16 protein-coding genes are annotated in these 18,149 nt (G+C 72.3%); 8 read left to right on the top strand and 8 right to left on the bottom strand.

The window, feature by feature from the left end; translation table 11 throughout:
* Positions 1–50: 50 nt before the first annotated feature.
* Positions 51–806, bottom strand: coding sequence for an SIS domain-containing protein (locus ACZ6I3_RS09800; protein WP_469413295.1), 756 nt, complete (start codon positions 804–806; stop codon positions 51–53).
* A gap of 280 nt (positions 807–1,086) precedes the next feature.
* On the opposite strand from ACZ6I3_RS09800, the gene ACZ6I3_RS09795 reads away from it, so the two are divergent.
* Together ACZ6I3_RS09795 and ACZ6I3_RS09790 are read left to right on the top strand one after the other, a co-directional pair.
* Positions 1,087–1,779: a metal-dependent transcriptional regulator gene (locus ACZ6I3_RS09795; RefSeq protein ID WP_215120741.1), complete on the top strand. Its 693-nt coding sequence runs from the start codon at positions 1,087–1,089 to the stop codon at positions 1,777–1,779.
* Positions 1,780–2,332: 553 nt separating this feature from the next.
* Positions 2,333–3,304 (top strand): alpha/beta fold hydrolase, encoded by a 972-nt coding sequence (locus ACZ6I3_RS09790; RefSeq protein ID WP_469413293.1) that lies wholly within the window; start codon positions 2,333–2,335, stop codon positions 3,302–3,304.
* Positions 3,305–3,326: 22 nt separating this feature from the next.
* On the opposite strand, the gene ACZ6I3_RS09785 is transcribed toward ACZ6I3_RS09790, so the two are convergent.
* The 3 genes from ACZ6I3_RS09785 to ACZ6I3_RS09775 form a co-directional block, all read right to left on the bottom strand.
* On the bottom strand, positions 3,327–4,919 hold the full coding sequence (locus ACZ6I3_RS09785) for a transporter (protein WP_469413292.1): 1,593 nt from the start codon (positions 4,917–4,919) through the stop codon (positions 3,327–3,329).
* A complete protein-coding gene (locus ACZ6I3_RS09780; RefSeq protein ID WP_469413290.1) occupies positions 4,916–5,707 on the bottom strand; it encodes an ABC transporter ATP-binding protein in 792 nt (263 codons plus the stop codon). The genes ACZ6I3_RS09785 and ACZ6I3_RS09780 overlap by 4 nt, the downstream gene beginning before the upstream one ends.
* 104 nt (positions 5,708–5,811) lie before the next feature.
* Complete coding sequence (locus tag ACZ6I3_RS09775) at positions 5,812–6,474, bottom strand: bifunctional DNA primase/polymerase (protein ID WP_469413684.1); 663 nt, start codon at positions 6,472–6,474, stop codon at positions 5,812–5,814.
* 307 nt (positions 6,475–6,781) lie between these two features.
* Between ACZ6I3_RS09775 and ACZ6I3_RS09770 the strand changes: the two genes are divergently transcribed.
* Both ACZ6I3_RS09770 and ACZ6I3_RS09765 read left to right on the top strand, forming a co-directional pair.
* Positions 6,782–8,167 (top strand): transcriptional regulator, encoded by a 1,386-nt coding sequence (locus ACZ6I3_RS09770; RefSeq protein ID WP_399017664.1) that lies wholly within the window; start codon positions 6,782–6,784, stop codon positions 8,165–8,167.
* A gap of 201 nt (positions 8,168–8,368) precedes the next feature.
* On the top strand, positions 8,369–10,204 hold the full coding sequence (locus tag ACZ6I3_RS09765; protein ID WP_469413287.1) for a DNA polymerase III subunit gamma/tau domain-containing protein: 1,836 nt from the start codon (positions 8,369–8,371) through the stop codon (positions 10,202–10,204).
* Between the two features lie 56 nt (positions 10,205–10,260).
* Here the strand turns inward: ACZ6I3_RS09765 and ACZ6I3_RS09760 are convergent, their stop codons facing one another.
* Positions 10,261–11,571, bottom strand: coding sequence for an ABC transporter substrate-binding protein (locus ACZ6I3_RS09760; RefSeq protein WP_469413285.1), 1,311 nt, complete (start codon positions 11,569–11,571; stop codon positions 10,261–10,263).
* A gap of 117 nt (positions 11,572–11,688) precedes the next feature.
* Here ACZ6I3_RS09760 and ACZ6I3_RS09755 point away from each other — a divergent pair, with 117 nt between their 5' ends.
* Together ACZ6I3_RS09755 and purU are read left to right on the top strand one after the other, a co-directional pair.
* Positions 11,689–12,189, top strand: coding sequence for an SCO4402 family protein (locus tag ACZ6I3_RS09755; RefSeq protein ID WP_469413283.1), 501 nt, complete (start codon positions 11,689–11,691; stop codon positions 12,187–12,189).
* Positions 12,190–12,260: 71 nt separating this feature from the next.
* Positions 12,261–13,142 carry a formyltetrahydrofolate deformylase gene (purU, locus tag ACZ6I3_RS09750; RefSeq protein ID WP_382580696.1) on the top strand — a complete coding sequence of 294 codons (882 nt, stop codon included), beginning with the start codon at positions 12,261–12,263 and terminating at the stop codon, positions 13,140–13,142.
* Positions 13,143–13,263: 121 nt separating this feature from the next.
* On the opposite strand, the gene ACZ6I3_RS09745 is transcribed toward purU, so the two are convergent.
* Together ACZ6I3_RS09745 and ACZ6I3_RS09740 are read right to left on the bottom strand one after the other, a co-directional pair.
* Positions 13,264–14,511, bottom strand: a complete 1,248-nt coding sequence (locus tag ACZ6I3_RS09745; RefSeq protein ID WP_469413682.1) for a zf-HC2 domain-containing protein — start codon at positions 14,509–14,511, stop codon at positions 13,264–13,266.
* Positions 14,512–14,522: 11 nt separating this feature from the next.
* Positions 14,523–15,104, bottom strand: coding sequence for a sigma-70 family RNA polymerase sigma factor (locus ACZ6I3_RS09740; RefSeq protein ID WP_469413280.1), 582 nt, complete (start codon positions 15,102–15,104; stop codon positions 14,523–14,525).
* Positions 15,105–15,431: 327 nt separating this feature from the next.
* Between ACZ6I3_RS09740 and ACZ6I3_RS09735 the strand changes: the two genes are divergently transcribed.
* The gene (locus ACZ6I3_RS09735) at positions 15,432–15,812 is read left to right on the top strand and encodes an STAS domain-containing protein (RefSeq protein ID WP_469413279.1); all 381 of its coding nucleotides are present in this window, start codon (positions 15,432–15,434) and stop codon (positions 15,810–15,812) included.
* A gap of 168 nt (positions 15,813–15,980) precedes the next feature.
* On the top strand, positions 15,981–16,493 hold the full coding sequence (locus tag ACZ6I3_RS09730; protein WP_469413278.1) for an EF-hand domain-containing protein: 513 nt from the start codon (positions 15,981–15,983) through the stop codon (positions 16,491–16,493).
* A 124-nt stretch (positions 16,494–16,617) separates the two neighbouring features.
* Here the strand turns inward: ACZ6I3_RS09730 and ACZ6I3_RS09725 are convergent, their stop codons facing one another.
* Positions 16,618–18,126, bottom strand: coding sequence for a class I adenylate-forming enzyme family protein (locus tag ACZ6I3_RS09725; protein ID WP_469413276.1), 1,509 nt, complete (start codon positions 18,124–18,126; stop codon positions 16,618–16,620).
* Positions 18,127–18,149 lie beyond the last annotated feature (23 nt).

Below are 18,149 nucleotides of genomic sequence, written 5' to 3'. Positions count from 1 at the left end.
CCAGGCCCCAGGCCCCAGGCCCGGGCCCCGAGGCCCGAGGCTCCGGGACCTCAGTGCCGGTAGAAGATCCGGTCCCGGTACCGCTCCATCACGCGGCTGTTCCAGTCGTGCCCGCCGTCGACGTTCCCGGAGCGCAGGAGCGGGGGCTCGAGGCCGCGGTCGGCGAGGGTGGCGGCCGTGGTGGCCATGACGGCCTGGAGGAGGGCCGAGGTGACGACCGTGGAGGCGGGGGCGAAGGGGGCCGGGACGTTGTCGAGGGTGAGTTCGGCGTCGCCGACCGCGATCTTCGAGTCGAGGACGAGGTCGCAGTGGTCCTTGAGATACGTCCCCGAGGCGTGCCGGGACTCGGTCTCCGAGGCGTAGGCGACCGAGGTCACTCCGATGACGCGCACACCCAGGGCGCGGGCCTTCATGGCCATTTCCACGGGGAGTGCGTTGCGCCCGGACAGGGAGATGATCAGGAGGGCGTCGCCGGCGCGGAGCGGGGAGCTGTCCAGGACGGCGCTCGCGAGGCCGTCGACGCGTTCCAGGGCGGAGCCGAGGGGTGCGGGCATGACGTCGACGCCGACGACGCCCGGCACGGCGAGCAGGTTCATGAGGGCGAGACCGCCGGCGCGGTAGACGAGGTCCTGGGCGGCGAGGGAGGAGTGCCCGGCGCCGAAGGCGAAGAGGCGGCCTTCGCTCTCGACGGTGTCGGCGAGGAGCGTGCCGGCGGCCGTGATGCTGTCGGCCTCCTCGTCGCGGACCCGCCGCAGCAGGTCGATCGCGGCGTCGAGGAACTGGCCGGCCGGCGCGCGGTCGCTCATACGGGGTCCCTTCAGGATGGCCTCGGTGGGCGCATGTCGCCGATACGGTGCGGTCTGGACCAGTGCGGTGTCAAGACGGTCGTGACGGCCGGGTCCACGGTGCTCCGCGGGGCTCCGGGGCCCTCGAAGGGGAAGTTCGTACCCCTCCGCCGGGCCGAGTAATCCCCTGCTTTCCCTCCCGCGGCACGGTTGCCGGTGGTATCCGGCAGAATTGGGTGCAGGGCCAGCGCACGCGCCGGTGAGCCGTCCAGCCTCCGGCAGATCTCATCGAGGGGCATGTATGTCCGGACTGATCGACACCACGGAGATGTATCTCCGCACCATCCTCGAGCTGGAGGAAGAGGGTGTGGTCCCCATGCGCGCCCGTATCGCCGAGCGGCTGGACCAGAGCGGGCCGACCGTCAGCCAGACCGTGGCGCGGATGGAGCGCGACGGGCTGGTGTCCGTCGCCAGCGACCGGCACCTGGAGCTCACCGACGAGGGCCGCCGTCTCGCCACGCGCGTGATGCGCAAGCACCGGCTCGCCGAGTGTCTGCTCGTCGACGTGATCGGCCTGGAGTGGGAGCAGGTCCACGCCGAGGCGTGTCGCTGGGAGCACGTGATGAGCGAGGCCGTGGAGCGCCGCGTGCTGGAGCTGCTGCGGCACCCGACGGAGTCGCCGTACGGCAATCCGATCCCGGGTCTGGAGGAGCTCGGCGAGAAGGACGGCGCCGACCCGTTCCTGGACGAGGGAATGGTGTCGCTGGCGACGCTCGACCCGGGCGCCGAGGGCAAGACGGTCGTGGTGCGCCGGATCGGCGAGCCGATCCAGACGGACGCGCAGCTGATGTACACGCTGCGGCGGGCGGGCGTGCAGCCCGGCTCGGTGGTCAGCGTGACCGAGTCGGCGGGCGGTGTGCTGGTGGGGAGCGGCGGCGAGGCGGCCGAGCTGGAGTCGGAGGTGGCCTCCCACGTGTTCGTCGCCAAGCCCTGAGCCCGGCCGGGTCGGCCGCGCCGGTGGCGTTGGCGTCGGTGTTGGCGTCGGTGTTGGCGTGATCCTGTCGTATCCGGGATTCAGTCCGTCGAATGGCAGCGCTCGTCCGCTTCCCGTGCGACGCTGTCGCGTGAGGCATATGACCTGAGGGCTCTTGGTCGTGGCTCGACAGCGATGTCGCCCGGCCGGGGAGGGGGCGGGAGGATGTGCCGCCGTGGAGATGCGGAGGGCCCCGGCGCCTTGTGGCGCCGGGGCCTGTCCTCCCCTGTGCTGACCCGGAGCCCCGAGCTCTCAAGGTCATCCCCCGCGGACCGGTTTCCCCGAGCGGTCCGCCTCCCGTTGAAGATCTCCCCTCGGCAGCGGCTATCAATCCCTGAGGGTGGTCACTCGAACGAGGGGTGTTGTCCGCGAGAACGGCATTCTCGAATGGGCATTCGATAGTGTGCGGGTGACGCACGGCACGGCAAGAAGGCGCAGCAGGCAGAACACGGTTCACAGGACCGAACGGCCGGAGACGACCACGGTCCGCGCGAAGCTTGGGGGGTGCCAGGACATGGCGCGACGCATCGACGTGACCGGGACGGGCGGCGTACGCCTCGCGGCCTGGGAGTTCGGAGACCCGCCCAAGACCGATCCGGCGCACGATCCGCACGACTCGCACGACCCGCAGCACCCGCACGACCCGCAGCACCCGCACGACTCGCGGCACCCGCACGACCCGCAGCGCACGCCCGGCGCGCGGACCGCGGCGAACGGCACCCCGGGCGTGCTGTTACTGCACGGCCTGATGGGCCGCGCCTCGCACTGGGCGTCCACCGCCCGCTGGCTCTCCGGCCGGTACCGCGCCGTCGCTCTCGACCAGCGCGGCCACGGCCGCAGCGAGAAGCCCCCGCGGGGAGCCTTCTCTCGTGACGCCTACGTCGACGACGTCGAGGCCGCCCTGGAACAGCTCGGGCTCGACCCGGTCGTCCTCATCGGTCACGCCATGGGCGCGCTGACCGCCTGGCAGCTCGCCGCCAAGCGCCCGGACCTGGTCCGCGGGCTGATCATCTGCGATATGCGGGCCTCCGCGCTCGGCGCGGCGTCGCAGCGTGAGTGGGACCAGTGGTTCCAGTCCTGGCCGCTGCCCTTCGCCACGCTCGCCGACGTCCGCAAGTGGTTCGGCGAGGACGACCCCTGGGTGGAGCGGCCCAACCCGGCCCGCGGCGCGTTCTACGCCGAGGTGATGGCCGAGTCCCCGGACGGCTGGCGCCCCGTCTTCGAGCCGGAACAGATGCTCCGCTCCCGCGAGACCTGGGTGTACGACGCGCACTGGGAGGAGCTGACCCAGGTCCGCTGCCCGGCCCTGGTCGTGCGCGGCCTCGACGGCGAACTGGGCCGCGCCGAGGCCCAGGAGATGGTCCGCGTCCTGCCCCGTGGCCAGTACGCGGAGGTCGCCGACGCCGGCCACCTGGTGCACTACGACCAGCCGGAGGCCTGGCGCGCGGCGATCGAGCCGTTCCTGGACGCCCTCAGCACGAACTGAGGCGCACCCGGAGGCAGACAGGTCAACCCTTGCTGACCGCCCCCAGGATCTCCGGCAGCCGCCGGGCCGTCTGCGGAGCGGCCAGCCGCAGCCCCAGCACCGTGATCGCGGCCCCGTACGCCGTGCCCACCGGCAGCAGCAGCCACGTCCAGTCGTCGCCCTCGGCGCTCACGTTCAGCCAGATCGTGAGCGCGATGACGGGAGCGCACAGCACGGCGGCGGCGATCATCCCGCCGAAGATGGAGATCCAGGCGAGCCCGGTCTGCCCCGGGGCGACGTTCTTGTAGCCCTCCTGCGGGATGGAGTAGGGGAAGCGGGCGGACGTCCACGCCCCGGTCGCGAGCATCGCGCCGAGCAGCGCGAAGGACAGCCCCAGCGCCTCGGGCAGCCGCCGCCAGTCGCCGAGCATCGCGGTCGTCACCACGGTGACGAGCGTGGCGTACGGCAGGGTGATCAGCAGCAGCGCCAGCGCGCGGGCGCGCAGCTCGACGTAGGCGTCCCGGCGCGAGGAGATCGTCAGGGCGACCATCCAGAACGCGGAGGTGTCCTGCCCGAACTGGTTGTACATCTGGATGCCGAGCATCCCGGCGGCGAAGCACGCGAAGTACACGGACCCGGTGCCCTGCCAGGCGTTGAACACCGGCACGATCAGCCCGATGGCCAGCGAGGTCACCCAGGCCGCCTTGGTCTTGGGGTCGCGCCACACGTACCGCAGGCTGCGCTCCATGACCGTGCCCGTGCGCCCGGAGGGCAGCAGCCGCCCGAGCCCGGTCGAGGACCGCTCCCGGGCGGCCGACTCGGCGGAGGGCAGGGTGGACCCGTCGGGCGAGGTCATCAGCCGCGTCAGATGCCGGGACCACACCGCGAGCAGCACCACCAGCGCACCGGCGGTCAGCGCCAGCTGGACGGCGGCCAGTCCGTACGACCCCTCGCCCACCGCGTGCACGGCGCCGATCGCCGACGCCGGCGGCACCCACTGGAGCACGTCCGCGACCGGGTCCAGCTCGCCCAGCCCCGCCGAACCGAGCCGCTGCGCGCCGAAGTTGACGACCTGCGCCCCGACGGCGATGACGAGCCCGCTCAGCACCGCGAGGTCGCGGCCCTTGCGGCTGCTCAGCAGCCGTACGTTGGCGGCGGCGACGGCCCGCGCGAACGCCACGCACACCAGCAGCGCCAGGGCGACCGCGACGACACCCACCGCGAACGCCGCCCCGCCCCGGGCCACCGCGATCACGGAGCCCACCAGCAGGCACAGCGTGAACAGCGGCCCGATGCCGACCAGCGACGCCGTGAGCAGGGCGCGCACCAGCGGCCGGGGCCGCAGCGGCAGCATCACCAGACGGGTCGGATCCAGCGTCTCGTCACCCGTGGGGAAGAACAGCGGCATCACCGCCCAGCCCAGCCCCAGTACGGCGACGGCCAGCACGACCAGCGACTCGACGTGCGCGTGCCCGCGCAGCGCGATCAGACCGACCAGTTGCAGCGCGGCGAAGAGCAGGGCGAAGACGGCCGAGGCGATGTAGGCGGCCTTGCGCCCGCCGGACTGCTTCAGCCCGTTGCGCAGCAGCGACAGCTTCAGCCGTACGACGACGGGGGTGAGGGCGGGGGCACTCACCGGGCCCCGCCGCCCAGCCAGTCGAGGTCGGATCCGGCGTCCCGGCTCTGCGCCCCGACGAGTTGCAGGAACGCCTGTTGCAGTGAGGGCGCGTCTCCGCGCACCTCGGCGAGGGTCCCGGTGGCCCGGATCCGCCCGGCGGCCATGACGGCCACCCAGTCGCACAGCGACTCGACGAGCTCCATGACGTGGGAAGAGAACACGACGGTGGCGCCCGAGGCGGTGTACCGCTCCAGCACGCCCCGGATGGTCTGGGCCGAGACGGGGTCGACGCCCTCGAACGGCTCGTCCAGGAACAGCACTTCGGGATTGTGGAGGAGAGCGGTGGCCAGCCCGATCTTCTTGCGCATGCCGGTCGAGTAGTCGACGACGAGCTTGTGCTGGGCACCGGCCAGATCGAGGACGTCGAGGAGCTGTGTGGCCCGCTTGTCGACCTCGGCACCGGGCAGTCCGCGCAACCGCCCGTTGTACGCCAGGAGTTCCCGCCCGGACAGCCGCTCGAACAGCCGCAGCCCCTCGGGCAGCACCCCGATGCGGGCCTTCACCTCGACAGGGTCTTGCCACACGTCGTGCCCGACCACCTCGACGGTCCCGTGATCGGGCCTGAGCAGCCCGGTCACCATCGACAAGGTGGTGGTCTTCCCGGCCCCGTTCGGCCCGACCAGCCCGATGAACTTCCCCGCCGGCAACTCAAGATCGACCCCGGCCACAGCCACCTGCTGCCCGAACCGCTTCCAGAGCCCCTGCACCCGTACAGCACTGGATCCCACCGCGTCTCCCTCCGTCACCTAGAACCCTACGGTGGCGTCTTTCAGGGGCGCGGGGAACTGCGCGATCAACCACAGACAAGCCGCAGCCGCCGACGAAGAGGAACCACGCAGACGATCAGGCGCTACCGGTCCCGCCCGCACGCATACGCAAGCGGCGAGATCAACTCCTCCGCATCCGGCAGCCACCGATTCGCAGGCGTAGGCCGGCAGGCCCACTGCACAGCCCCCCGCGACCCGAACCGCGTAGGCGGCGCTGCCACATACGCCCCCTCACCCAGCACGGTCAGATCCAGCGACGACACCGACCACCCCAGCTTCCGCACCAGATCCGGCACCTTCGCCCCGGCCCCCGGCAGCACGAAGAACTCCATCCGCCGACTCGGCGTGAGCGTCACCGGCCCCAGTGTCAGCTCCATCCGCTCCATCCGGGCCAAGGCCAGAAAGCCCGCCGTCTCCGGCACGGAGATCGCGTCGAACGTCCGCCCCGTCGGCAGCAGGATCGACGCGGTGGGCTGCTTCTGCCACATCCGTCGCGCGACGGTCGCGCTGCCCGTCGCCTGTGTCGCCCAGTCCGGGCGCGCCGGGTGCGATCCGGGTGCCGGACACGCGGCGTCACCGCAGGAGCACCGCTGATGTCCTTCGACCGCTTCCAGCCAGGTGCCGGGGAACACGTCCCAGTGGCGCTCCTCGGCGTAGCGGACGGCGGTCTCCAGCAGCGATTCCCCGCGCTGCTTCGGGATCTGAGCGGCTTCGGTGCCGGCGATCGTCTCTTCCACGATGAACACAACTCTGGTCGTCACCAGGGGTTACGCCCGCCCGTGTGCGCGGGGGAGAGCACCGCCCCTGTCCTCGGGGCGCATGGGTGCATGTGCGGGGGCGCGCAGGAGGATCGGTGGCCGGACCTGGGTAGCCACGAGTGGGGCCGGCAACAGCCGTTACCCCGGCAATCCTCACATGCCTCGCATTTTCGCCTGGTCGGCGGGGCATTGATCTTCACGGCCGGATCTTTTCGCCGGGACGTGAGGGAGTTCGGCCGCGGAAGACACGTCAACTCGGTGCGTGGGCAGGCACCGCAGCCACAGGGGGTACGCCATGGCCGCAAGGCCGCTCGTCGCTCGGCAGCCGAACGAACGGCTCCAGGCGCTCATCCAGGAAGCCGGCTGCTCCAACGCCGGCCTCGCCCGCCGGGTCAACATGTGCGGTGCCGAGCACGGCCTCGACCTGCGCTACGACAAGACGTCGGTGGCGCGCTGGCTGCGCGGGCAGCAGCCGCGGGGCCGGGCCCCGGCGATCATCGCCGAGGCCCTGGGCCGCAAACTCGGCCGTACGGTCACGATCGACGAGATCGGCATGGCCAACGGCAAGAACCTCGCCTCGGGCGTGGGTCTCCAGTTCTCGCCGACGGTACTGGGGGCCATCGAGCAGGTCTGCGAGCTGTGGCGCAGTGACGTGGGGCGGCGGGACTTCCTGTCCGGCTCCTCCGTCGCCGCGTCCGCGCTGGTCGAGCCCAGCCGTGACTGGCTGATCTCCGCGCCCGACGGCCAGGTGTCGCGCTCGGCCGGGCCGCGCGTGGGGCAGTCCGACGTGGGGGCGGTCCTCGCCATGACGCAGGCGCTGGTGGATCTCGACCACCAGTACGGCAGCGGGCATGTGCGCCCGGTCGTCGTGCACTACCTCAACAGCGTGGTCTCGGGGCTGCTGGCGGGGTCGTACCGGGAGGCGGTGGGGCGGGACCTGTTCGCCGCGGTGGCCCGGCTGACGGAGCTCGCCGGATACATGGCCGTGGACACCGGCCAGCCCGGTCTGGCCCAGCGCTACTACATCCAGGCGCTGCGGCTCGCCCAGGCGGCCGGGGACCGGGGCTACGGCGGATACGTCCTCGCCGCCTCCATGAGCCATCTCGCCGCGCAGCTCGGGAATCCCCGGGAGATCGCGCAGTTGGCGAGGGCGGCGCAGGAGGGGGCGCGGGGGCGCGTGTCACCGCGTGCGGAGTCGATGTTCTACGCGGCGGAGGCGCGCGGGCACGCCCTGATGGGCGACGTGCGCGCCACCCAGTCCGCGGCCGGGCGCGCGGTGAGCGCCCTGGAGGCGGCCGACCCGGCCGCCGGGGACGACCCGGTGTGGATCGCGCACTTCGACGAGGCCTATCTCGCCGACGAGTTGGCCCACTGTCACCGGGACCTGGGGCAGGCCGACGCGGCGGCGCGGTGCGCGCGGGAGTCGCTGGACGGGCATCCCGAGACGCGGGCGCGCCGCCGGGCCATCGGTTATGTGCTGTTGGCCACGGCGCAGGTGCAGCAGCGCGAGGTCGAAGAGGCGTGCAGCACGGGCATGAAGGCCGTGGAACTGCTGGAGGGACTGCGGTCCAACCGGGGCGCCGAGTATCTGGAGGACTTCCAGCAGCGGCTGGAGCCGTACCGGGACGAGGCCGTGGTCAGGGAGTTCGGGGCACGCCTGGACCTCCAGGCGGCGGCGTGAACACACGGTCTGCGAATGCGTGAACGTGTGGGAAACGGCCGCCGCGCGCGCGGGAGGTGACATGAACAGCGTGCCGTGACCCGGTTGTGTTACCGCGCTCACAGGGCTTGAGGTCAGGCCCTGTGCTGCGTGGCACGGGGCTCTGGGGACCCGGTAGCGTGAACCGACGATTCACAAGGTCCCCCATAAGTAGGAGTCCCGGTGACGCAGAGTGGACAGGGCGAGGAGCCCTCGGCGCGCCAAGCGCGCGAAGGCATCGTGCTGCCCTCCGACGGTGGCGAACCCCTGCTGCCGGGGATGACGGGCGGACCCGGTGACACCCCGGCAGGCGTCCGGCCCGGCCCGGCCCCGACCGGTCAGGCCCCGGCCTCCGCTCCCGCCGGGGGCCAGACCTGGGGCCAGCCCTGGGGCCCCGACCAGCAGACCCCGCCCCCGCCGCAGGACAACAGCTGGCAGTCCCCGCAGCCTCAGCAGTCCCAGCAGTGGGCCACCCCGGAACCCCCGGCATGGGACGCCCAGCACGCCCAACACCCCGCCGCCCCGGGCGCGCTCCCCCAGGAGGGCACCCAGCCCCCCAACCCGTACGCCGGGTACGGCACTCCGCCCGACGCTTCCCAACTGCCCCCGGCCCTCGGCCCGTACGGCACCCCGCTGCCGCAGGCCACGGACGGCTACGGATCTCCTGCCGCGGGCGGGTACGGCTCCCCGGCCGCGGGAGGCCAGCTGCCGCCGAGCACGGACGCGTACGGGTCTCCCGCCGGGGGCGGTCTGCCCCCGGCCTCCGACGCGTACGGATCCACCGCGGGCGGTTCGGCGCCCGGCGGCTACGGGTATCCCGCGCCGGGCTCCGGCGCGTACGGGGCCGCTCCAGGGGCGTACGGCGCTCCCGCCGGGGGTGCCCCGCTGCCGCCCGCGACGGACGGGTACGGGTCTCCCTCCCCGTCCACGGGCGCCGGAGGCGCACCGCTGCCCGCGCCCGCCGACGAGGGCGCGACCCAGTTCCTGCCGCCAGTCGCCGCTGCCCCCGATGAAGGGGCGACGCAGTACATACCCCCGGTGGGCCCGGGTGCGCTGCCGCCCGAGACGCCCACCGGTCACGACCCCGAGGCGACCACGTTCCTGGGGACCGGGCCCCGGGCCGGAGCCGGGCCGTTGCCGCCCGCCTCGAATCCGGACGCCGAGGCGACGCAGTACATCGCGCCGGTGCCCGGCGGGGACAAGCAGCCGCCCGCCGAGTTCGACAACCTCTTCCGCAGCGACCACGGCGCCGAGAGCCCGGCCGGGGCCACGCAGCAGATGCCCCGCTTCGAGCAGCCCCAGCACCAGCCCCAGCCCTCCTACACCCCGCCCGGCCACTCCGGCGGCGGCCACTCCGGCGGCGGGCGGTCCGGGCGCGGCGGCCGGACCGGCTCGCGGGTTCCGGTCATCGCGGCGGTCGGCATCGGCATCGCCGTCCTCGGCGTCGGCGCCGGCGCGCTGCTCGCCGCCGGCGGAGGCGGGGACGACGACGGCGGCGACAACAACAAGACCGTGGCCGCCTCGGCGCCCGCGACGGACGACTCCGCCTCACCCTCCGCCGACCCGGCCCGCGCGCAGGCGGTCGAGCTGGACAAGCTGCTCGCCGACAGCGGCGACAGCCGCACCACCGTGATCACCTCCGTCGCCGACGTCAAGGGCTGCGACAACCTGCCCCAGGCCGCCAAGAACCTGCGTGACGCGGCCAAGCAGCGCACCGAGCTGGTCACCCGCCTCTCCGGCATCGCGGTCGACCAGCTGCCCCAGCACGCCGCGCTGACCACCGCCCTCACCAAGGCGTGGCAGGCCTCGGCGTCCGCCGACAACCACTACGCGGCCTGGGCCGACCAGACCGCGGGCAAGAAGGGCTGCCGGAAGGGCCAGGCCCGGGCCACCGGCCAGACCCAGGCAGGCAACAGGGCCAGCGGTGTCGCGAGCACCGAGAAGACCAAGGCGGCCGGGCTGTGGAACGCGATAGCGAAGACGTACGGCCTGACCGAGCGCCAGCCGACGCAGCTGTGACGTGAGGTGACGTGAGGTGACGCGGCCCGATCCGGGCGGGAACCGCTGAGCGGGGCTCAGTAGTTCACGTCGGCGTCCTGCAGGGTCCTCGTCGTGTCGACGAAGCCCTTCCGCGCCGACACCAGCCGCCCTTCCCGCACCACCTGAAGGGTCACGTTCGCGTTCACCAGGCGCGGGAAGCCGACGGCGGCGAGCTTGTCCTGGAACCGCCACCGCAGCGTCGGCGTGAGCCCGCCCGTGCTGACCCTGAGGCCGTCGTCGAGCGCCTCCGTCACCGTGTCGGCGCTCACCTCGCCGCCGCCGAGGGACTCGACGACCTTCTTGAACACGGTGTAGGCGATCCAGGTGGTCTGCACCCCGGCGTCCGCGGCGTCGATGCGGTTGTCGCCGAAGGCCTCCTCCTTGATCACCCGCTTCATCCCGTCCCAGCGGGCATCGCTCGCCACGGGGTACCAGCCGGTGATGTACGAGCCCTCGTACGGCCCCGAGGCCCCGCCGGTCGCGTCGATCACCGTCTGGTCGACGCTGCCGAGCACGGTGGCCGTCCGTACGTCGGGATAGTCCTCGCGGGCCCGCCGGAAGGAGTCCATGAAGGTGCCGTTGCGGTCCCCGAGGGCGGGCACCACGCAGCCCTCGTCCCCGGGGGAGGACGTCGTCGTCTCCAGCGCCCGCCCGGCGTGGCCGTCGTACTCGGTGGCGTCCTCCGGCGCCCGCTGGTCCCGGGCCGCCGAGTGGCCGCCCGCCTTCAGGCCGGAGTCGAGCAGCGGAGGCAGCTGGTCGCCCGCGATGGTGTCGGGCCGCACCAGCGCGACCGGCCCGCAGCCGGCCAGGGACCTGCCGAGACCGGCGAGCAGCGCGGGCTGGCCGCCGTTGACGGGGTAGGACAGGGGGCTGGTGAACTCGGCGTTGGTGATGCCGTAGCCGCCTATGTACGGGATGCCCGCGCCCTCCAGGGACGGGAAGAAGGAGTCGGCGTACTGGCTGTACGATCCGACGACCGCGACGACGTTCTCCTTGGCGGCCCGCCGGGCGCACTTGGCGGCGGCCACGCTGTCGTTGTGGTCGTTGCAGGTCAGCACGTTGAGCTTGCGGCCGTTGATCCCGCCCTTGGCGTTGATCCAGCGGGCGTACGCGTGGGCGAAGGCGGGCATGCCGGGCTTGTTGGTGGCCTTGGTGTCCTGCGGCGCCCAGGTCATGACGGTGATCGGATCGTCCCCGGCATCCCCCGTGGTGCCGGGGACGACCCCGCAGCCGGCGAGGATCGACGCGCACGCGGCCGCCGTGCCCGCGGACAGGACGCCTTTTCTGGCGTGACGGGTGAGGTGGCCGGGGAGGAATGTGCTGCGGGTGCGTCGCCTGCCGGTCATGGTTCCGCACGATTCCGCCACATGACCAACCCGAGAGTGATCTCGGCTCAACAATGGGTGACGCGCAGGTGAATTGCGGGGGCAGGGGTGACCGATGTGGAGGGGAACGTACGATCGATGACCGTGCAAGCTTCGGAGAACTCTTCCCGTCGTGGCCGTCGCTCATCCACCATGGGCGGCATGCCTGTCAATGACATGCCGTGGTGGCGCTGGCGCAGCAACGTGCGCTCGGCGCTGCACATGCTCTCCGATCCCGGGTTCCAGCGGGACGTCTGGCTGGCCGGCGTGGACGGCTACGGCGACGTGACCGACGCGGTGTACCGGCTGGTCGAGGACACCTGGCTGGATCACTGGTCCGCCGAGAAGTACGTGGGCACGATCTTCCGCGACTCGCAGGAGGCGGCCCTGGTCGACGGCGCCGTGCTGCGGGTGCTGCGGATCATGCACCAGGTCGGGCCGGACGCGCCGGTCGCCGCGTACCTCGAGCACCAGGCGTGGCCGGAGGCGATCCAGGCGGCCCGGGACGCGCATGTGCGGCTCGCCGCGAGCGACGGCGAGGAGCCGGACACGCCGCCGCGCAGCCTGGAGGTACTGCGGATCATGACCAGGTCCGCCTAGGGGTTCGCCCAGGGGGTCCGTACAGCGGGACGATTGCGGGCGGTGCGGCCGCCTGTGGGACCCTGTCCTGCATGAACGAGCAGTCCACCACCGCCGCGACCCCGCCCGACCAGTACGTCCTCACCCTTTCCTGCCCGGACAGGAAGGGCATCGTGCACGCCGTGTCGAGTTACCTCTTCATGACCGGCTGCAACATCGAGGACAGCCAGCAGTTCGGCGACCACGACACGGGACTGTTCTTCATGCGCGTCCACTTCTCGGCGGACGCACCGGTGTCCGTGGAGAAGCTGCGGGCCAGCTTCGCGGCGATCGGTGACTCCTTTCAGATGGAGTGGCAGATCAACCGGGGCGACCAGAAGATGCGCATCCTGCTCATGGTCAGCAAGTTCGGGCACTGCCTGAACGACCTGCTGTTCCGGGCGCGGACCGGGGCGCTGCCGGTGGAGATCGCCGGGGTGGTGTCCAACCACACGGACTTCGCCGAGCTGGTGGGCTCGTACGACATCCCCTTCCACCACATTCCGGTGACGAGGGACACGAAGTCCGAGGCGGAGGGCCGGCTGCTCGACATCGTGCGTGAGGAGGGTGTCGAGCTGGTCGTCCTCGCCCGGTACATGCAGGTGCTGTCGGACGATCTGTGCAAGGCCCTGTCCGGGCGGATCATCAATATCCACCACTCGTTCCTGCCGAGCTTCAAGGGTGCGAAGCCGTATCACCAGGCTCATGCGCGGGGTGTGAAGCTGATCGGGGCGACGGCTCACTATGTGACGGCTGATCTTGACGAGGGGCCGATCATCGAGCAGGAGGTCGAGCGGGTGGGGCATGACGTGACGCCTGAGGGGCTGGTCGCCATCGGGCGTGATGTGGAGTGTCAGGCGCTGGCGCGGGCGGTTAAGTGGCATGCCGAGCGGCGGATTCTGCCCAATGGGCGGCGGACGGTTATTTTCGCCTAGTAGCTCGGGTCGTCCCGTTTGGTGGCGGGTGCGGGTCGTGTGTGGTTGTTCGCGCCCACGCGGCGGAGCCGCATATCGACACAGCCCCGCGCCCCTGAGGGAACTTCCCCGCTCCCGGGTTCTACATCCTGCTCAGTGAGGCTGCGGCGAAGAGGACGTCTCTGATCGCCTCCTTGTCTCCCACCTGGCCCGCGGCCGCCTCCTGGGGAGGTACGTGGCCTGCTGCCAGGCGGCAGAATTCGACGCCGTCCAGGGCTACGTGGGCCACCTCGTGTTCCGCGGAGCCCTTGGCCGCGGGGGAGTCGAGGGGGATCAGCCACTCGCCGCCGCCGAGGCCCTCGATCTCCAGGCGGAGGCTGCGGCCGGGTTCGCCCGCCGCCACGAGGTGGCGGTGGTGGGCGGGGGCCGCGAGGCCGGCCCGGCGGCGGTGTGCCAGGGCCGTCGGCAGCATGCGGGCCGCCAGGTCGATCATGCGGTGCAGATGGCGCGGCGAGGGCGGGTCGTAGGGGTAGTCGACCGCGTCCGCGATGTCCTCGGCGTGCACCCAGCACTCGAAGGCCCGGTCGAGCATCGCGTCGTGCAGGGGCAGGGCGAAGTCGCCGTACGGCACGATCATCTTCCCGGCGCCGCCGCCCGTGAAGGACACCGTGCGGACGAGGTGGTGGCTCTGTTCCCGCCAGGGCGCCCGCACCGCCCGGGTGGGCGGGAAGTGGGAGGCCCGCCAGTACGCCTCGGTGCGGGCCGCCGGGGTCGGGCGCCGGGACGTGACGTCGCCCAGCGGGTCGTCCAGGCCCAGCGCGAGCGCGACAAGACCGTCGACGCTGAGCAGATGCGCGATGACCCCGGCGACGGTCGTGCGGCGGCTCGTGGACGCGTCGGCCCGGAACCAGCGCAGCCGTACCGGCGCGTGCCACTCGGCGTCGCCGAAGTCCTGGACCAGGGCGTCCAGGCGCGCGGTCTCGGCGTCGTACGCGGCGGCCCAGTCCGGCACCGGGATGCGCGGCGGGCGCCGCTCCAGGCAGGTCTCCAGGACGTGGGTGCGCAGCGACGGGTCCAGGTCGAGGCTCTCGGGCCGTTGCAGCAGTCCGACCGCCTCGCGCAGCCGCCGTGCCTCGTCGGCGCACTGCCCGCACTCGCCGAGGTGCTCCTCGACGGCCACGGCCTCCTCGGGCGAGCAGGCGGCCAGCGCCCAGGCGCCGAGCAGGGCCTTCAGCACGGGGTGCTCCAGCACGGGCCGTACGGGAGGGAGCGCCGCGTCGCCGAGATCCGCCGGCGCGGGCAGGGGCAGTCCGCTGTCCTCGACGGAGGCCCGGGGCGGAGGGATCCGCGGCGGCTTCCCCGGCTCCTGTCCTTCGTCGTACTCGGGCATCTCCGACCCGCTCACACCGCACCCCCGTGTCCCTGCGGTGCGCCGGGTGGCTCGGTCTCGTGGGCGGTGGACAGGAGCTGGAGGCCCAGGCGCAGCCGGCGGCGGGCCTCGTCCTCGGTGATGCCGAGGTCGGTGGCGGTCTGGCGGTAGTCGCGGCGCTGGAAGTAGGCCCGCTCCAGGGCCGAGCGCAGCGGGGCCGGCATGGACTGGACGATGTAGTCGGCGCGGGCGGCGACCGAGGCGCGGCGCACCCTGTGCTCCAGCTCCTCGGCGGTGCCGGAGCCGTCGCGGGCGAGGGCGGCGGTCTCGGTGGCGCGCAGGCGTTGCACGGCCAGGCGGTGGGTCAGGGTGGCGACCCAGGTGCGCAGCGGGCCCTGCCGGGGGTCGTAGGCGTCCGGATGTTCCCAGACGTGGACGAAGACCTCGCGGGTGATGCCGTCGGCGGCGTGTTCGTCGCCGAGGACGCGGTGGGCGAGGCCGTGCACGAGGGAGGCGAACCGGTCGTAGAGCTCACCGAGGGCGGCGGCCTCCCCGCGGGCGAGCCGCTGCTGCATCTTGCGGTCCCAGCGGGGCGGTACGTCCTTTTTCGCCATGCGGCCCCCTCACCCCCTGCTCGTGTCCCGCGCCCGTGCCCTGTCCAGCGTGTGCCTGATGTCTCCTCGAATGTAGTCGGCACGTCCGGTAGCGCACGCCCCTTTGTGGCAATGTGCGCCCCCCGGGCGGCCGCAGGTGGTACAGGCGCCTACCCCGCCGCCATCCGATCAGACCTGACTGAATAGGATCGAACAGGATCGAAGCCGACTAAAACAAGCCTCATTCGAGAGGGATCCGTTTTTCGGGTTGAGTTTCAGGGAACGGCCGCTGGGCAGCCGCGCTGCAAGGAAGCGTAGGGACTGCTTCCGTTTTGGCGATCGAAGGGCGTGGTGGTGACCTTCAAAGTGACCGGCGGCGAGCAGGGCGAATGGGCCGTGCTCCAGGTGTCCGGCGAACTGGATCTGGTGACCTCGCCGGTGCTGCGTCAGCGTGTGCACGACGTAGTGGCCGAGGGGCACCACTGTCTTGTCCTCGACCTTTCCGACGTGTTCTTCTGCGATTCCAGCGGCGTCGGCGTGCTCATCGCAGCCCGCCGTCTGATCCGCTCCTGCCAGGGCCGGCTGCGGCTGGTGCTGCCCGCCCGGGGCGCGGCCGACGGGTCCCACGTCAACCGGGTCCTCGGCGCGCTGGGCGTTCGCAGGCTGTTCGACGTGTACGTCGATGTGGACGCGGCCCTGGGTGACGAGGGCGAACCCCTGTCCGCGTGAGGGGCCGATGACGCACGGTAGGGCGAGTGTTGCCGTTCTGACACGCTGTTGTCCCGGAATTCCCCCGGTCTTGGCGCAAGTGACGTTTTCCCGCGCCCGAACGGCCCCCTCCGTCGTACGCTCCGAGCGAGACGCACCCCACCTGACGTAAGGCGGCCTGAAAGAGACATGGTCAGCAGCGAGTACGAGCGCAGGATCGCCGCCCGGTTCGCCATCTTCGACCAGGACGGCAACGGCTACATCGACCGCGAGGACTTCTACGGGGCGGCCAAGGCGCTGCTCGCGGAGTTCGCCGTAGCGGCCCGGTCCGACAAGGGCCAGGCGCTGTACGGCGGCGCGGAGGCGTTCTGGCAGGGCATGGCGGGCATCGCGGACCGCGACGGCGACCAGCGCATCACGCGCGAGGAGTTCGTGGGCGGCGCGGTCAAGCGCCTGCGCGACAACCCGGACCGGTTCGCCGAGATCGCCCGCCCCTTCCTGCACGCGGCACTGGACATCGCCGACACGGATGGTGACGGCGCGGCGACCCTCGAGGAAGTGGCCCGCGTCCTCACCTGCCTCGGCGCCCCCGAGGACATCGCCCGCACAGCCGCCGGCGCGCTGGACGCGGACGAGGACGGCAAGGTCGGAGAGCCCGAGGTCGTACCGGCCTTCGCGCGGTACTTCACGGTGCCCGAGTAGAGCGACGGGTGAAGCGACTGGCCCGGGCCGGCACCGCCGGCCCGGGCCAGTCGCCTGCCACCGTGTGGTGCCCAGGCCCGTATGGCGCCACCTGCCCGGGGGCAGGGCTCCCGCCCCGGCCGCATCACCCGCCCGAGTACCGCTCGCGCAGCTTGTACTTCAGTACCTTGCGCAAGGTCTCCCCCCGCGGCAGCGCGGCCACCACCTCCAGCCGCTCCGGCAGCTTGTGCACGGACAGTCCCTCGGCGCGCAGGTGGGTGGTGACCGTCGCCAGGGTCAAGGGCTCGGCGTCCGGGGGCTGTTCCACCACCGCGCACACCAGCTCGCCGCGTGTCGCGTCCGGCAGGCCGATCACCGCCGCGTCTGCGACCGCCGGATGCCGGTGCAGCAGGTCCTCGATCTCCTGGGCCGAGATGTTCTCTCCCTTGCGGATGATGACGTCCTTGAGGCGGCCGGTGAGGACCAGGTGGCCGGTCTCCGTCAGGTGTCCGAGGTCGCCGGTGCGCAGGAAGCCGTCCGGGTCGAAGGCCTCCGCCGTCTGCTCGGGATCGAGGTACCCCTGGCACACCGCCTCCCCGCGCAACCGCACCTCCCCGTCCACGATCCGTATCTCCATGCCCTCCGGCGGCCGCCCCTCGGTCGTCGCCAGCAGGTCGGGGGTGTCGTCCGGGACACCCATGGTGATCATCGGTACCTCGGTCATGCCGTAGCCGTGGGTGAGCTGGACGCCCATCTCTCGGACCACGGCGTGGTACAGCTCCGGCGGCTTCGGGGCTCCGCCGCCCGCCAGGAGCCGCAGCGTCGGGACCACAGGGGTCCCCGGCCGCTTCCGCTGCTCCGTCAGGAACATCGAGTAGAACGCCGTGGACCCGCCCGCCATGGTCACCCCGTGCCGCCGGTAGGACTCCAGCGCGTCCGGCAGCGCGAACTGCTCGAACAGCGCCGCCGGGAAGCCGTAGAGCAGCAGCATCACCGTGTAGTCGGGCCCCCCGATATGGGCGTACGGGAAGGCGATCGACCCCACGTCGTCCCCCGACGGCCGCAGGGCGTGCGCGAGGCAGGAGCCGCCCGCGATCAGGGAACGGTCCGTGTGCAGCACGCCCTTGGGGTCGGAGGTCGTGCCGGACGTCCAGTAGATCCAGCGGACCGTGGTGCCGTCGGAGGGCGGGGGAGGCGGAGGCAGGACGGAGGGATCCCCGTCGGGCAGGTCGGCGTACGCCTCGAAGACGCCCTTCGCGCCCAGCCGCCGGGCCATCTCCGTGTGGTCGAAGCCCCGCCACACACCCGGCACCGCGAAGAACTCCGCCCTCGACTCGCGCAGCGCGAAGCCCACCTCGCGGTCCCGGTAGAAGGGGATGACCGGCGTCTGCACGGCCCCGAGGCGGGCCAGCGCGAAGGACAGCAGGGCGGTCTCGATCCGGGTGGGCAGCTGCCAGGCGACCACCGTGCCGGGGCGGACTCCCATGCCGTACAGCCCGGCCGCGACCCGCTCGGCCCGCGTGCGCAGAGCGCCGAAGGTGAGCCTGCGGTCGCCCTGGAGGAAGAGCGGGCGATCCGGGGTGAGGGCGGCACGGCGGGTGACCAGCTCCCACAGTGTGCGGGACGAACTCAGGGCGTGCGGGGTCTCGTTCACGGCTGCCCCCTACCTGCTTGGCT

The sequence above is a fragment of the Streptomyces sp. NPDC041940 genome (assembly GCF_055589465.1).
Note: the sequence above shows the minus strand (reverse complement) of the source record. Positions and strands in the feature narration are given on the sequence as shown.

What these genes read in the sequence shown, in the direction of transcription:
- ACZ6I3_RS09790 (WP_469413293.1), top strand. Translation starts at nt 2,333, where the DNA reads ATGGCGCGACGCATCGACGTGACCGGGACGGGCGGCGTACGCCTCGCG.
- ACZ6I3_RS09730 (WP_469413278.1), top strand. Translation starts at nt 15,981, where the DNA reads ATGGTCAGCAGCGAGTACGAGCGCAGGATCGCCGCCCGGTTCGCCATC.
- ACZ6I3_RS09745 (WP_469413682.1), bottom strand. Translation starts at nt 14,511, where the DNA reads ATGCCCGAGTACGACGAAGGACAGGAGCCGGGGAAGCCGCCGCGGATC.
- ACZ6I3_RS09755 (WP_469413283.1), top strand. Translation starts at nt 11,689, where the DNA reads ATGACCGTGCAAGCTTCGGAGAACTCTTCCCGTCGTGGCCGTCGCTCA.
- ACZ6I3_RS09740 (WP_469413280.1), bottom strand. Translation starts at nt 15,104, where the DNA reads ATGGCGAAAAAGGACGTACCGCCCCGCTGGGACCGCAAGATGCAGCAG.
- ACZ6I3_RS09800 (WP_469413295.1), bottom strand. Translation starts at nt 806, where the DNA reads ATGAGCGACCGCGCGCCGGCCGGCCAGTTCCTCGACGCCGCGATCGAC.
- ACZ6I3_RS09760 (WP_469413285.1), bottom strand. Translation starts at nt 11,571, where the DNA reads ATGACCGGCAGGCGACGCACCCGCAGCACATTCCTCCCCGGCCACCTC.
- ACZ6I3_RS09770 (WP_399017664.1), top strand. Translation starts at nt 6,782, where the DNA reads ATGGCCGCAAGGCCGCTCGTCGCTCGGCAGCCGAACGAACGGCTCCAG.
- purU (WP_382580696.1), top strand. Translation starts at nt 12,261, where the DNA reads ATGAACGAGCAGTCCACCACCGCCGCGACCCCGCCCGACCAGTACGTC.
- ACZ6I3_RS09795 (WP_215120741.1), top strand. Translation starts at nt 1,087, where the DNA reads ATGTCCGGACTGATCGACACCACGGAGATGTATCTCCGCACCATCCTC.